The organism is Paramagnetospirillum magneticum AMB-1, from assembly GCF_000009985.1.
GTDB lineage: Bacteria > Pseudomonadota > Alphaproteobacteria > Rhodospirillales > Magnetospirillaceae > Phaeospirillum > Phaeospirillum magneticum.
Map to the genome: position 1 here is coordinate 4,615,828 of NC_007626.1, position 13,670 is coordinate 4,629,497.

The 13,670-nt window shown below is 68.2% G+C and carries 16 protein-coding genes; 12 read left to right on the forward strand and 4 right to left on the reverse strand.

Going from position 1 to position 13,670, the window contains the following annotated elements; translation table 11 throughout:
• Positions 1-9: 9 nt before the first annotated feature.
• From AMB_RS21255 to AMB_RS21290, 8 genes are all read left to right on the forward strand, one after another.
• A complete protein-coding gene (locus AMB_RS21255; protein WP_011386550.1) occupies positions 10-552 on the forward strand; it encodes a DsbE family thiol:disulfide interchange protein in 543 nt (180 codons plus the stop codon).
• 77 nt (positions 553-629) lie between these two features.
• Positions 630-1,130 (forward strand): cytochrome c-type biogenesis protein, encoded by a 501-nt coding sequence (locus AMB_RS21260; RefSeq protein ID WP_043745519.1) that lies wholly within the window; start codon positions 630-632, stop codon positions 1,128-1,130.
• A complete protein-coding gene (ccmI, locus tag AMB_RS21265) occupies positions 1,127-1,960 on the forward strand; it encodes a c-type cytochrome biogenesis protein CcmI (protein ID WP_011386552.1) in 834 nt (277 codons plus the stop codon). Before AMB_RS21260 ends, ccmI begins: the two co-directional genes overlap by 4 nt.
• 69 nt (positions 1,961-2,029) lie before the next feature.
• The gene (locus tag AMB_RS21270) at positions 2,030-2,983 is read left to right on the forward strand and encodes an acetyl-CoA carboxylase carboxyltransferase subunit alpha (protein ID WP_011386553.1); all 954 of its coding nucleotides are present in this window, start codon (positions 2,030-2,032) and stop codon (positions 2,981-2,983) included.
• On the forward strand, positions 2,980-3,723 hold the full coding sequence (locus tag AMB_RS21275; protein ID WP_011386554.1) for a glycosyltransferase family 2 protein: 744 nt from the start codon (positions 2,980-2,982) through the stop codon (positions 3,721-3,723). The genes AMB_RS21270 and AMB_RS21275 overlap by 4 nt, the downstream gene beginning before the upstream one ends.
• Complete coding sequence (locus tag AMB_RS21280) at positions 3,720-4,460, forward strand: TVP38/TMEM64 family protein (protein ID WP_011386555.1); 741 nt, start codon at positions 3,720-3,722, stop codon at positions 4,458-4,460. The genes AMB_RS21275 and AMB_RS21280 overlap by 4 nt, the downstream gene beginning before the upstream one ends.
• On the forward strand, positions 4,444-5,040 hold the full coding sequence (locus tag AMB_RS21285) for a BON domain-containing protein (RefSeq protein ID WP_011386556.1): 597 nt from the start codon (positions 4,444-4,446) through the stop codon (positions 5,038-5,040). The genes AMB_RS21280 and AMB_RS21285 overlap by 17 nt, the downstream gene beginning before the upstream one ends.
• 59 nt (positions 5,041-5,099) lie before the next feature.
• On the forward strand, positions 5,100-6,461 hold the full coding sequence (locus tag AMB_RS21290; protein WP_011386557.1) for a DUF4139 domain-containing protein: 1,362 nt from the start codon (positions 5,100-5,102) through the stop codon (positions 6,459-6,461).
• A 6-nt stretch (positions 6,462-6,467) separates the two neighbouring features.
• Here AMB_RS21290 and AMB_RS21295 read toward each other — a convergent pair whose 3' ends face one another.
• The 4 genes from AMB_RS21295 to AMB_RS21310 all read right to left on the reverse strand — a co-directional run bounded on the left by AMB_RS21295 (position 6,468) and on the right by AMB_RS21310 (position 10,353).
• On the reverse strand, positions 6,468-6,728 hold the full coding sequence (locus tag AMB_RS21295) for a hypothetical protein (protein WP_011386558.1): 261 nt from the start codon (positions 6,726-6,728) through the stop codon (positions 6,468-6,470).
• Positions 6,729-6,748: 20 nt separating this feature from the next.
• A complete protein-coding gene (locus AMB_RS21300) occupies positions 6,749-6,955 on the reverse strand; it encodes a hypothetical protein (protein WP_011386559.1) in 207 nt (68 codons plus the stop codon).
• 412 nt (positions 6,956-7,367) lie between these two features.
• Positions 7,368-10,154, reverse strand: coding sequence for a DNA polymerase I (gene polA, locus AMB_RS21305; RefSeq protein WP_011386560.1), 2,787 nt, complete (start codon positions 10,152-10,154; stop codon positions 7,368-7,370).
• A 1-nt stretch (position 10,155) separates the two neighbouring features.
• Positions 10,156-10,353: a zinc-finger domain-containing protein gene (locus AMB_RS21310; RefSeq protein ID WP_011386561.1), complete on the reverse strand. Its 198-nt coding sequence runs from the start codon at positions 10,351-10,353 to the stop codon at positions 10,156-10,158.
• A 49-nt stretch (positions 10,354-10,402) separates the two neighbouring features.
• Here AMB_RS21310 and AMB_RS21315 point away from each other — a divergent pair, with 49 nt between their 5' ends.
• Genes AMB_RS21315 through AMB_RS21330 form a run of 4 tightly spaced genes read left to right on the forward strand, consistent with a single transcriptional unit; the run spans position 10,403 to position 13,662 of the window.
• Entirely contained in the window at positions 10,403-11,356 is a 954-nt protein-coding gene (locus AMB_RS21315) for an ABC transporter ATP-binding protein (RefSeq protein ID WP_043747130.1), read from the forward strand.
• Between the two features lie 28 nt (positions 11,357-11,384).
• Complete coding sequence (locus AMB_RS21320) at positions 11,385-12,395, forward strand: alpha/beta hydrolase (RefSeq protein ID WP_011386563.1); 1,011 nt, start codon at positions 11,385-11,387, stop codon at positions 12,393-12,395.
• A gap of 55 nt (positions 12,396-12,450) precedes the next feature.
• Positions 12,451-13,065 carry a hypothetical protein gene (locus tag AMB_RS21325; RefSeq protein WP_148207511.1) on the forward strand — a complete coding sequence of 205 codons (615 nt, stop codon included), beginning with the start codon at positions 12,451-12,453 and terminating at the stop codon, positions 13,063-13,065.
• A 6-nt stretch (positions 13,066-13,071) separates the two neighbouring features.
• Positions 13,072-13,662, forward strand: coding sequence for a hypothetical protein (locus AMB_RS21330; protein ID WP_011386565.1), 591 nt, complete (start codon positions 13,072-13,074; stop codon positions 13,660-13,662).
• The last annotated feature ends 8 nt before the right edge of the window (positions 13,663-13,670 follow it).

The window sequence follows — 13,670 nt, forward strand, 5'->3', positions numbered from 1 at the left end:
AGACCGCCCATGCGCCGCCTTCTCTACATCCTGCCGGTGGCGGTGTTCGCCATCCTGGCCCTGTTCTTCCTCAAGGGCCTGACGCTCAATCCCCGTGACATTCCCTCGGTGCTGATCAACCGGCCGGTGCCGGAGATGGCCCTGGCCCCGCTGCCGGGACGGGGCGAGACTTCGGGCCTGACCACCCAGTCGCTGAAGGGCCGGGTGTCCCTGGTCAACATCTACGGCTCGTGGTGCATTTCCTGCGTCCAGGAGCACCCGGTGCTGATGGAGATCAAGAAGCGGGGCGACGTGCCCATCCACGCCGTGGACTGGCGCGACGATCCGGTGCTGGGCGCCGCCTGGCTGAAGAAGAACGGCGACCCCTACGAGCGCGTCGGAATCGACCCGCCGCCGGGCCGCACCGCCGTGGATTTCGGCGTCACCGGCGCGCCGGAAAGCTTCATCGTCGATAGGGACGGCATCATCCGCTACAAGCATGTCGGCCCCATCTCCAAGGAGATCTGGGCCAAGACGCTGCTGCCCATCATCCGGGAGCTGGAGAAGAAATGACTTCCATCCGTCATCCCGAACACCGTGAGGGATCTCCGCCTGGATCATCGCGTCCGGCCCGGCACGAATGGAGCAGAATGGGATCCCTCGGCTTCGCTCGGGATGACAGGCGGATCGGCGCGGCCCTTGTCGCCCTCCTGCTGCTGTCCACGCCCGCCCTGGCGGTCAATCCCGACGAGATGCTGAAGGACCCGGCCCAGGAACACCGCGCCCGCGAATTGGGCAAGGATTTGCGCTGTCTGGTCTGCCAGAACCAGTCCATCGACGATTCCGACGCCGATCTGGCCAAGGATCTGCGGGTCATCGTGCGCGAGCGCATCGCCAAGGGCGATTCCGACGATCAGGTGAGAGCCTTCGTGGTCGACCGCTACGGCGACTACGTGCTTTTGAAGCCGCCGTTCAAGGCCACGACCCTGGCCCTGTGGCTGGGACCGCTGGGGCTGTTCCTGGGCGCGGTCTGGGCGGTGCTGGCCTTTTACCGCCGCCGCCCGGGCGAGAAGACCACGCCGCCGCCCCCGCCGCTGTCGGCCGAGGAGCAGCGCAAGCTGGACAAGCTGTTGAAGGAGAGCGAGCGGTGATCTGGATCGTTTTCGCCGCCATGGTCGCCCTGGCGCTGCTGGTGCTGCTGCGCCCGCTGCTGGCCGCCCCCGCCGCCATGGCCGCCCGCTCGGATTACGACCTGATGGTCTATAAGGACCAGTTGGGCGAGCTGTCCCGCGACGTGGAGCGCGGCCTGGTCAACGCCGATCAGGCCGAGGCGGCGCGCACCGAGATTCAGCGCCGCATGCTGGCCGCCACCGATGGCGACAAGGGTGGTGGCGCCGCCGCCGCGCTGCGCAAGGGCAAGGTGGCGCCGGTCATCATCACCGTGCTGGTGCCGGTGCTGGCCGTGCTGCTTTATCTGCCCCTGGGCGCGCCGGAACTGCCCGACAGCCCCTATGCCGGCCGCGTCGCCCAGATCAACGAGATGAAGGAAAAGGCCGCCACCATCCAGGCCATGGTCACCCGTCTGGCCGAGCGTCTGCGGCAGGACCCATCGGACGGCAAGGGCTGGGCCATGCTGGGCCGCTCGTACCGGGCCATGGGCATGGCCGAGGAGGCCAAGGACGCCTACCGCAAGGCCGTCACCCTGCTGCCGTCCGAGACCCAGGCGCGCATCGAGCTGGCCATCATGCTGCTGGAAGAGGCCGAGGGCGACGCCCTGCCCGACGAGGCCGTCCTGCGCCTGGAAGAGGTGCTGGCCATCACCCCGGATCAGCCGGACGCCCTGTATTTCACCGGCCTGTCGGCGGCCATGAAGGGCGACAGCGCCCGCGCCAAGGCCCGCTGGAACCGCCTGCTGATGGTCCTGCCCGCCGATTCTCCGGCGCGGGGCCAGGTGGAGAAGGACATGGCCCGGCTGAAGTGAGGGGCTCCGGCAGGAATGACGGCTTGAGCCCCTTGCCCCCGGACGCCTTCGGCTGTATGAGTTTCCCCCATGCATATCCTTGAATTCGAAAAGCCCATCGCCGAGCTCGAGGGCAAGATTGAGGAGCTGAGGCACCTGTCCGATGGCGGCGACGTCAACATCGCCGACGAGGTGTCCAAGCTCCAGGCCAAGGTCGACAAGCTGCTGCGCTCGACCTACGCCAAGCTCACGCCGTGGCAAAAGACGCAGGTGGCCCGCCACCCGGAGCGTCCGCACACGCTGGCCTATATCTCGACGCTGATCGAGGACTTCACGCCGCTGGCCGGAGACCGCGCCTTCGCCGAGGACGAGGCCATCATCGGCGGCCTGGGCCGCTTCCGCGGCCGCTCGGTGATGATCATCGGCCACGAGAAGGGCCACGACACCGAAACCCGGCTGAAGCACAATTTCGGCATGGCCAAGCCCGAGGGCTATCGCAAGGCCAAGCGCCTGATGGAAATGGCCGACCATTTCCAGGTGCCCATCATCACCCTGGTGGACACTGCCGGCGCCTATCCCGGCGTCGACGCCGAGGCGCGGGGCCAGGCGGAGGCCATCGCCCGCTCCATCGAGACCTGCCTGAACGTTCGCGTGCCGCTGGTCTCGGTGATCATCGGCGAAGGCGGCTCGGGCGGCGCCATCGCCCTGGCCACCGGCAATACCGTCCTGATGCTCGAACACGCCATCTATTCGGTGATCAGCCCCGAGGGCTGCGCCTCGATCCTGTGGCGCTCGGCCGAGAACGCCAAGGACGCCGCCGAACAGCTGCGCCTTACCGCCCAGGACCTGCACAAGCTCAGCATCATCGATTCGGTGGTGCCCGAGCCCATGGGCGGCGCCCATCGCAATCCCGACCTGATGATGCAAACCCTGTCCATGGCGCTGGATTCGGCGCTGCGCGACCTGTCGGGCCTGGACGGCGGCGTGCTGCGCGCCCGCCGTCGCGAGAAATTCCTGGAGATGGGGCGGGCGGGCCTGTCGTGACCAGCCTCGTGGTTCCGGAACTGTCGGTAGTCGTCCCGGTCAAGAACGAGGCCGAGAACATCCTGCCGCTGCTGGACGAGATCCACATGGCGCTGCAGGGCAAGGTGGAGTTCGAGGTCGTCTATGTGGATGACGGCTCGGACGATGCCACGCCCGCGGTGCTGGAGCAGGCCCGGGCCATCCATCCCCGCCTGAAGGTGGTGCGCCACCGCACCGGCTGCGGCCAGAGCCAGGCGGTGGCCACCGGGGTGAAGCATGCCGGCGGCAAGCTGATCGCCACCCTGGACGGCGACGGCCAGAACGACCCCGCCGACCTGCCCGCCATGCTCGAGCACTGGCGCTCGCGCCCCGAGACCGTGCGGGCCGGGCTGATGATCACCGGCTGGCGCGCCAACCGCCGCGACGACGGCATCCGCCGCCTGTCGTCCAAGCTGGCCAATGCCATCCGCTCCAAGCTGCTTCGGGACCAGACCCCGGATTCGGGCAGCGGCATCAAGCTGCTGCCGCGCGAACTGTTCCTGGACCTGCCCCGCTTCGACCACATGCACCGCTTCATGGCCGCCCTGGTGATCCGCGCCGGCGGAAGCGTCGAGGTGGTCAAGGTCAACCACCGCCCGCGTGAACGCGGCACCTCCAAATACGGAGTGTGGAACCGCCTGTGGGTGGGCATCGTCGACCTGTTCGGCGTGATGTGGCTGATGCGCCGGGCGCGCAACCCGGTCGTCGAGTGCCGCGAGTGACCGCCAAGGGTCACCATCCCCTGCTCAATCCCCGCGCCATGGTCAAGGGACTGGTGCTGATCGCCACCCTGGTGATGATCGGCTTCCTGCTGGAGGGGCTGGGGCTCAAGGACGCGCTGGATACCCATTGGATCGATGCCGAGGTCAAGGGCAAGGGGCTGAGCGGCGACGCCCTGTTCGTGATCATCGGCGCCCTGGCCGTCTGCATCGGCCTGCCGAGGCAGGGGGTCTGCTTCCTGGCCGGTTACGCCTTCGGATTCGCCGAGGGCCTAGTGTGGTCCAGCCTGGCCTCCATGGTCGGCTGCATCATGACGTTCTTCTACGCCCGCCAGATGGGGCGAAGCTTCGTCACCTCCCGCTTTCCCGAGCGCGTCGCCCGCATCGACGCCTTCCTGGCCGGCAACGCCTTCGCCATGACCCTGCTGATCCGCCTGCTGCCGGTGGGCAGCAACGTGATCACCAATCTGGCGGCGGGAGTGTCCGGAGCCCGGCCGATTCCGTTCTTCCTGGGCTCGCTGCTGGGCTATCTGCCCCAGACGGTGGTTTTCGCCCTGCTGGGCAGCGGCATTCAGGTGGATCCGGTCTTCCGCATCGGCGCCAGCGTGGTATTGTTCGTCGCTTCCGGGGTGATGGGCGTGTGGCTGTTCCGCCGCTTTCGTCACGGCCGGCATCTGGACGCCGCCACCGAGGCGGTCATCGAAGAAGATGGCGACGAACCCAATGAACAAGCCCGCTAAAGCCCTTTGCCTCTGTCTCGGCCTGATCGGCCTTGCCGCCTGCACCCCGGACCAGGGATCGCCCACCGTCACCGCCCCGCCGCGCAGCTCGGATCTCAGCTTCGACGCCCAGGGCCGGGTCGTGCGGCCGCGAGCAGAGCGCAATTGGGACGACTCGGTGGGCAAGAAGGTTCAGACCATGCTGGCCCAGGCCGACCGCGAGGCCTTCAAGGGAGTTTCCGTCCGCGCCTGGGACGGCGGCGTGCTGCTGACCGGCGCCGTGGCCAAGCCCGACCAGCGCCGCCGCGCCGCCGAGACGGCCCGCAGCGTCGAGGGCGTCACCCAGGTCTATGACGATCTGGTCCTGGCCGAGAATCCGGCGCACCCCATGTATATCCCCGATCCCAATCTGGAACAGCGGATCTATGCCGGGCTGCTGGGCGAAGACGCGATCACCGGCGCTTATACGGTGCGCGTGGTCAACGGCGTCGCCTTCCTGCAGGGCTCCACCCGCTCCAAGGCCGACGCCGACAAGGCCGCCGACTTCGTTCGCGGCTTCGACGGCGTCAAATGGGTGGTGGACCGCATTTCGGTCCGTTGACCATCGTTTAGCCGCAATCCGGAGCCAGGGTCGAGGGGTTGACCCTGGAGCCCCGCCCCATGTCCCGTCGCCTCGCCCTGCTGCTTGCCGTATCCGCCTCCGTGACCGCCTCCGCCGCCGAGGTCACGGTGCCGCCCGAGGAGCGCTCGACCCTTTCGCTGAGCCTGCACCAGGATGGTCCGGCCCTGATCCGCGACCGCCGCCCGGCATTCCTGGAAAAGGGGCTCTCCAGCCTGATCCTGGACGGCATTCCCCGCACCATCCGACCGGGCAGCGCCACCATCGAAGGACATGGCCTGACCGTCACCGAGCGCTGGATCGACCCCGGCGCCCTGTCGGCGGAGCGGCAATTGGCGGCCCATCTCGGCCGGACGGTCTCGGTGATCTGGGACGGCAACGGCCCGGCCCAGGCCGCCAAGGTCCTGGCCACCGAGGGAACGCCGCTGTTCGAAGCCGACGGCAAGGTGGTGGCGGGCCGGCCGTCGCGCATCGTCTATGACGGACTGGCCCCCGGCCTGGGGCCGCGCCCGGCCCTCCGCGCTCAGGTGGAGGCCGAAGCCGCCGGACGGCGCGAGTTGGAACTGTCCTATGCCGCCGACGGTCTGGCATGGTCGTCCCAGGCCAATGGCGAGTTGAAGGGCGATCAATTGTCCCTGACCATCTGGGCCGATCTCAGCAATGCCAGCGGCGCCGATTTCACCGACGCCACCCTGCATCTGGTGGCGGGGCGGCCTCAGACCGGCGGCGGCGCCCCCAAGATGATGGCCCGCGCCATGGCCGAGGCGGCCCCCCTGCCGTCGCGCGAGGCGGTCGGCCCCTATCATGTCTACACCTTGCCCCGGCCGGTCACCCTGCGTGACGGCGAAAGCCGGCAGGTGCCCCTGCTGCCGCCGGCCCAGGTGAGGGTGAGCCGCGAGCTGGTTCTGGAATCCCAAGGCGCCAATGCCTTCCTGTCGCGGTCGCTGGATGCGCGGCCTCAGCACCCGGTGCTGCGGCTCGGCTTCGCCAACACCGCCAGGGCCGGACTGGGCAAGCCCATCCCCGCCGGCCCCATCCGGGTGACCATGCGCGGTCCCGGCGGCGACCCGGTCCTGCTGGGCGAGGACATGCTGCCCGTCCTGCCCGAAGGGGCCGAGGCCCGCCTGACCCTGGGTCAGGCCTTCGACCTCACCGCCAGGCGGGTCCAGACCGACTACCAGAAGGTCTCGGCCGAGGTGACGGAAACCGCCTGGGAGATCCGGCTGGCCAATGGCGGCGAACGGCCGGAAGCCGTCACAATCCGCGAGACCTTCCGCTCCGACTGGCTGATGCTGGAAGAGAGTGCGCCCCACGCCAAGGAAAGCGCCAGCCAGGTGCGCTGGCTCGTCCAGGTCCCGGCCAAGGGCGAGGCGGTGCTGCGCTATCGCGTCAGGATGAAGTAGGGAGAATCAGGCCACCCGCTGGCGAAGAGCCTCGAGCTGTTCGCGAATCTCGTCGAGGCGGACCACCATGGTGACGATCCCCAGTTGCTCTTCCACCTGATTGCGCTCGTCCATCAGCGCCTGGCGGGCAACGGGGTCGGCGGTCTGCCAGCGAACGTTCATCCCCTCCTCGTATTCAGCGAAGGTATGAAGCGCCGCGTCCAGCTCGTGGTCGAGCCGGTTTTTTTCTTCGGTGAGAGTCTCGATCATGGCCATCACGTCATCCACGAAACAATCGTCGCCGCCCGCTAGGCGGCGAGCCTCTTTCTGGGATCAAGCGCCTCGACCTCGGCGCGGGCGGCTGCGTCCTCGACGCCGGTGACCGCCGCCAGCAGCATGGCTGCGGCCGTCAGTCCCTCGGCGTGGGCGACACCGGCTCCTTGCCCGGCGGCCAAGGCATCCTGAACGGTCTCGTCATAGGCGGTCAACACCATCTCCAATGTGGCCGAGTCCATGGACGCCCCCTTTCAGGTCGCTTCGCCTCATCCCTGTGACGAGGATCTTCCTGGACGATAGTATGTCCAACGGAATCAGATCCGCAATAGCATAATGCCCGCATTACAAATGGGATTATTGTAATGACTGGGCCTTTATTAAGCACTTTTATTAAACACATCATGAATGGATTGTAATAGCCGCTTTGACCGCCCGCGGCCCAACTCACCCCCGCCATGGCGAAGGTATGCGCCGCCAGGAGCGTGTCCGGCTTCAGTCAATCCAGGTCCGCCCGGCCTCACGCCTGGAGGCCACGGCTCCAAACCTCATTCTTGCCTATTGATAAAAACAAAGGGGGACCGGGGCATCGCGCCCTAGGCGGGTGCGGGCGGCAGCCCGCCTTGTCATGGACCAGAGTTAACGCCGGTCACTTCAGTGCGCCGCACCCCAGGTGTCGGCGATGCCGGCTTCCACCAGCAGGGGGACGGAGAGGCTGGCGGCAGCTTCCATGACCTGCTTGACCACCGCGACGGTGGCGTCGGCCTCCGCCTCGGGGGCTTCGAGCACCAGTTCGTCATGGACCTGGAGCAGCAGCCGGGCCGACAGGCCGGCAGCGGCCAGGGCGGCGGGCAGGCGGATCATGGCGCGCTTGATGATGTCGGCGGCCCCGCCCTGGATGGGGCCGTTGATGGCGGCGCGCTCGGCGAAGGCGCGCATGGCGCCGTTCTTGTCCTTGATGCCCGGGGTGAAGACCTTGCGGCCGAACAAGGTGGTGACGAAGCCCTGGTCGCGGGCCTCTTCCTTGGTCCGCTCCATATAGGCGCGGATTTCGGGATACCGGGCGAAATAAGCCTCGATATAGGCCTTGGCCTCACCCTGGGGGATGCCCAGCTGGGCCGCCAGACCGAAGGCGCTGATACCGTAGATGATGCCGAAATTGATGGCCTTGGCCCGGCGGCGGAGCGCCGGGTCGATCCCGTCCAGCGGCACGCCGAACACCTGTGACGCGGTGATGGCGTGGATGTCGGCGCCATGGGCGAAGGCATCGCGCAGGCCGGCGATCTCCGCCACATGGGCCACCAGACGCAGTTCGATCTGGGAGTAGTCGGCGCTGACCAGTTTCTTGCCCGGTTCGGCGACGAAAGCGTGGCGGATCTTGCGGCCTTCCTCGGTGCGGATGGGAATGTTCTGCAGGTTGGGGTCCGACGACGACAGCCGCCCGGTGGTGGTGGCCGCCAGGGAATAACTGGTGTGGACCCGGCCGGTGGCCGGATTGATCTGGGCCACCAGGGCGTCGGTATAGGTGCCCTTCAGCTTGGACAACTGGCGCCAGTCCAGCAGGCGGGCGGGCAGCGCATGCAACGGCGCCAGCTCTTCCAGCACGTCGGCGCCGGTGGCCCATTGCCCGGTCTTGGTCTTCTTGCCACCGGGGAGGTTCAGGGTCTCGAACAGCACCTTGCCCAGTTGCTGCGGCGAGCCCAGGTTGAAGGCCTCGCCATTGTTGAGGGCGATGACCTCGGTCTCCAACTCGGTCAGGCGGCGGCCGAAATCCTCGGACAGCGCCATCAGCTGGGCGCGGTCGACCTTGATGCCGTCGCGCTCCATGGCGGCGATCACCGGCACCAACGGACGTTCCAGCGTCTCATAGACGCTGACCATGCGCTCGGACAAAAGGCGCGGTTTCAACAGCGCATGCAGCCGCAGCGTCATGTCCGCGTCCTCGGCGGCATAGTCGCGGGCCTTGTCCAGCGGCACCCGGTCGAAGGTCACCTGATTGCGCCCGCTGCCGCAGACCTCGGAGAACGGGATGTTGGCGTGGCCGAGATGCAGCAGGCACAGCTCGTCCAGGCCGTGACCGTGGCTGGCCCCGTCCAGGGCGTAGGACAGCAGCATGGTGTCGTCGAAGGGCTCGACGGCCAGGCCCTGCATGGCCATCACCTGCATGTCGTACTTGATGTTGTGCCCGACCTTCAGCACCGAAGGATCGGCCAGCAGCGGCTTCAGCCGGGCCAGGGTCTCGGCGGCGGGAATGATCTGGGGCGCGTCGGTCGACGGGCCGCCCAGCAGGTCGCCCTGGGCCTGGGCCGGGGCGTGCAGCACGGGAATGTAGCAGGCCCGCCCCGGCGCCACCGCCAGGGACACGCCCACCAGCCGGGCGCGCAGGGGGTCGAGGCCAGTGGTCTCGGTGTCGAAGCCCACCAGCCCGCCCCCGGTGGCCAGGGCGATCCAGTTTTCCAGCGCTGCCAGATCGGTGACCAGCTCGTAGGCGGTCTCCACCTTGGGCGGCAGGGACGGCGCCTCGGCCGGAGCCTCGGTGGGCAGCACCGCCCGCGTGGCGGTGGGAGCGGCGGTGGGAATCTTGGCGTTTAGGCGGCCCATCAGCGAGCGGAAGCCCTGGGCGGCGCAGAAGGCGGCCAGCTTTTCCGGCGCCGGCGGCTTGACGTCCAGCTCGGACAGCGGCACCGGCACCGGCGCGTCGGTGCGCAGCCGCACCAACTCGCGCGAGATGCGGGCGAGATCGGCATTGGCTATCAGGGATTCGCGGCGCTTGGGCTGCTTGATCTCCGACGCCCTGGCCAGCAGGGTGTCGAGATCGCCGTATTCCTCGATCAACTGCGCCGCCGTCTTGACGCCGATGCCGGGCACGCCGGGCACGTTATCCGAGGAATCGCCGCACAGGGCCTGGACGTCGACCACCTTGTCGGGGGAAACGCCGAACTTTTCCCGCACTTCGGCCTCGCCGATGGTGCGGTTCTTCATGGGGTCGATCATCTCGACCCCCGGCCCCACCAACTGCATCAGGTCCTTGTCGGACGAGACGATGGTGACCCTGGCGCCCGCCTCCACCGCCAGACGGGCATAGGTGGCGATCAGGTCGTCGGCCTCGAAGCCTTCCAGCTCGATGGCCGGCAGGTCAAAGGCCCGCGTCGCCTCGCGCACCAGCGGGAACTGGGGCACCAGCTCCTCGGGGGCGGGCGGGCGGTGGGCCTTGTATTCGGGGTAGATCGCGCTGCGGAAGGTCTTGCGCGACGAATCGAAGATCACCGCCACATGATCGGAGGACGAGTCGGCCAGCAGCTTCATCAGCATGGTGGTGAAGCCATAGACGGCGTTCACCGGCGTCCCGTCGGCCCGGGTCATGGGCGGCAGGCCGTGGAAGGCCCGGAAGATGAAGCCCGAGCCGTCGATCAGCGTCACATGCCGGGGGGCTTCGCCCACCTCAGTGATGACCGATCTTGGCGCCTTCGGCCAGCACGTAGGTCCGCGAGCAGTAAGGGCAAACGATCTTGCCCTCGGCGGTCAGGTCGAGGAAGACGCGGGGATGGCCGAGGCCGTTGGCCACGTCGCCGTCACAGGCGACCTTGGCGGCGGAAACGGTGACGGTGTCGAAAGCGGGCTGGGTGGAAGCGGAAGACATGGGTGCTCCGTTGACCGAGGTGTTGGCCGGATGATACCCATTGGTGGCCATGGTTCAATCACTCTCTCATCCCACCCTGCCCGAATCGGCAGTGGAAGCCCACTCCCTGGTCAAGGTCTACAAGGGCCGGAGCGGGGAAAAGCGCGCCCTGGACGGCGTTTCGCTGTCGGTGCCGCGCGGCTCGTTCTTTGGCCTGCTGGGTCCCAACGGCGCCGGCAAGAGCACCTTCATCAACATCATGGCCGGTCTGGTGCGCAAGACCGAGGGCCGGGTCAGAATCTGGGACCGCGACATCGACGTGGACGCCAGGGGCGCCAAGGCCGCCATCGGCGTGGTGCCGCAGGAACTGAACCTGGACCCCTTCTTCACGCCGCGCGAGTTGCTGGACGTCCAGGCCGGCATGTACGGCGTGCCCAAGTCCGAACGCCGCACCATGGAAATCCTCGAAGCCGTGGGGCTGGCCGACAAGGCCGGAGCCTATGCCCGGACCCTGTCGGGCGGCATGCGCCGCCGGCTGCTGGTGGCCAAGGCCATGGTGCACGCCCCGCCGGTGCTGGTGCTCGACGAGCCCACCGCCGGGGTCGACATCGAACTGCGCCAGCAATTGTGGGCCTATGTGCGCGAGCTGAACGCCAAGGGCACCACCATCTTGCTAACCACCCATTACCTGGAGGAAGCGGAAGAGCTGTGCGACCGCATCGCCATCATCAACCATGGCAAGCTGGTGGCCTGCGATTCCACCCCCAACCTCCTCAAGCGCATCGACGGCAAGGCCTTGACCATCACCCTGGCCGCCGATCTGGCGGAGATCCCGCCGGAACTGGCGCCGTTCGGGCCGGAGCGGCTGGGCGGGCGCCGCCTGCTGTTGCGCTATCGCCCCTCGGCCATGCCCATGGGCCGCATCCTCGACGCCTTCGCCGCCGCCCATCTCTCCATCGCCGACCTGTCCACCGAGGAGACCGACCTCGAGGACATCTTCCTGCAACTGACCTCGGCGAAGTAATGCGCATCCGCGCCTCGGGGGCGAAATAATGCGCGCCCGCGCCTCGGGGATCCTGGGAGGCCTGCTGATGGGGTTGCTGCTTTCCGCCTGCGCCGCCAGCACCCAGCCGGCGGGACCGGACATCCGTCCCGCCGCCCTGGAGGATGGGGCCATCGTCACCGGCGACGGGGCAAGGCTGCCTCTGCGCTCGTGGCTGCCCACCGCCGCGCCCAAGGCGGTGATCGTCGCCGCCCATGGCATGAACGATTATTCCAACGCCTTCGACGGTCCGGGCAAGGGTCTGGCGGCCCAGGGGATCGCCGTCTACGCCTATGACCAGCGCGGCTTCGGCCAGGCCCCCCATCCCGGCTGGTGGTCGTCCACCGAGACCATGGCCGCCGACCTGCGCACCGTGTCGCGCCTGCTGGCCGCCCGCCACGGTCCGGCGCCGCTCTATCTGCTGGGCGAGAGCATGGGGGGCGCCGTGGTCATCGAGGCCACCGTCCACGCCCCGCCGCCCGAGGTCAGGGGGATCATCCTGTCGGCGCCGGCGGTCTGGGGCCGGGCCAGCATGCCGTGGTACCAGCGGGCCGCCCTGTGGCTGAGCTACAAGGTCGCACCCGGCTGGACGCTGACCGGGCGTGGCCTGAAGATCATGCCGTCCGACAATATCGAGATGCTGCGCGCCCTGTCCCGCGACCCCCTGGTCATCAAGGAAACCCGGGTGGACGCCATTCACGGCATGGTCGACCTGATGGATGCGGCGCAACGGGATGCGCCGAGGCTGGACCTGCCCCTGCTGCTGCTTTACGGCGCCCATGACCAGATCATCCCGCCCGAACCCACCTGGGACGCGGTGGCGGCCCTGCCCCATCTGGGAACCCGCCAGCGTGCCGCCCTTTACGCCAATGGCTGGCACATGCTGCTGCGCGACCTCCAGGCCCAGGTGGTGGTGGACGACATCGCCGCCTGGGTGGCCGACCAGACCGCCCCCCTGCCCTCGGGAGCCGACAGGGCTGCGTCAGGAAAGCTTGAGACCCTTGCAGCGGAGACCCGATGACGGCGCGCCGTCGCCGTGCCATACTTCGCTGCTGCACAATGGATTGGCGCACCCCATGACGGCTCGTTTCTGGATTCCCGCATTCGTCGCCGCCCTGCTGCTGGGTGCTGGCACGGCCTCGGCCGACCCCAAGGTGGTCCGGGCGCTGGGCGAGGACCTGCCGCAGCCGGGAGCCCAACTGGAAGACGTGCGCACCATGAAGCTGGCCCCCGGCCGGCGCATCGTCTGTGAATCCGACCTGGAAAAGCCCAAGCTGGCCAATCCCGGCCTGATGCAGGCCCAGCGCTCGCGCGGGGCCGATCATGTGCGCCGCTGCGCCGTGTTCGCCGACGACGGCAACGGCACCTGGGCCCTGGCCGGCGTGCCGACGGTGTTCGGCGAGGCGCGGCTGTGGCTGATCTTCGTCGAGCAAGGCTCGCAGGGCCGCTACCGCCTGGCCCAGTTCAGCCTGTGGGGCCGCAATTCCGAATGGGACAAGGCCGCCGGCCTGTTGGGCGCCATGCTGGGCCAGCCCGGAACCCAGGCCGAGCGCATGCTGGGCTGGAAGGACGAGCAGCACGAGACCCTGATGTTCATCGACGACAAGTACCCGGACCAGTTCGCCATCGCCGTGGGCGACGTCCGGCTGCGCAAGTTGATGCGATCCCCCGGAACCTCCAATCGCGAGTAGCCGCCCATGCGCCTTGCCGCCCTCCTCGGCCTTCTTCTGCTGAGCCTGCCCGCCTGGGCCGCCGACACCACCCGGCCGCTGGAGCTGGGGCAGGCCCAGTTGGGTATGCGCGCCAACCAGCTGCGCTATGCCGCCCTGCCCGCCAACACCCGGATGGTCTGCGGCTGGGATGCCGACAAGCCGCCGGGGGTGGAGAAGACCCCGCTGATGATGGTGGGCGCCATGGTCACCGCCAAGGTGGACCGCTGCGCCCTGTTCGCCGATGACGGCAAGAACAACTGGAGCCCGCGCCCCACTACGGTCGGCGGCGTGCCCACCGAATTGTGGTTCATGACCATCGAGGACGAGGCCGGCAGCCAGCGCATCTTCCAGATCGTCGGCCGCCAGGACGCGGACAAGTTCCCCACCACCTTCGCCTACCTGGCCGAGCGCTGGGGCCCGCCGGTCCAGAAGGTGCCCTATTACGTCCGCTGGCTGAACGGCACCAACGAGGGCCAGATGAAGGAAAGCGAAGAGGGCGTCATGATCTGGCTGTTCGACACCAAGCTCTTCGCCCTGATGGAATCGCGCATGCCCCGGGGCAAGTCCAAGAAGTAGCCCCCGGC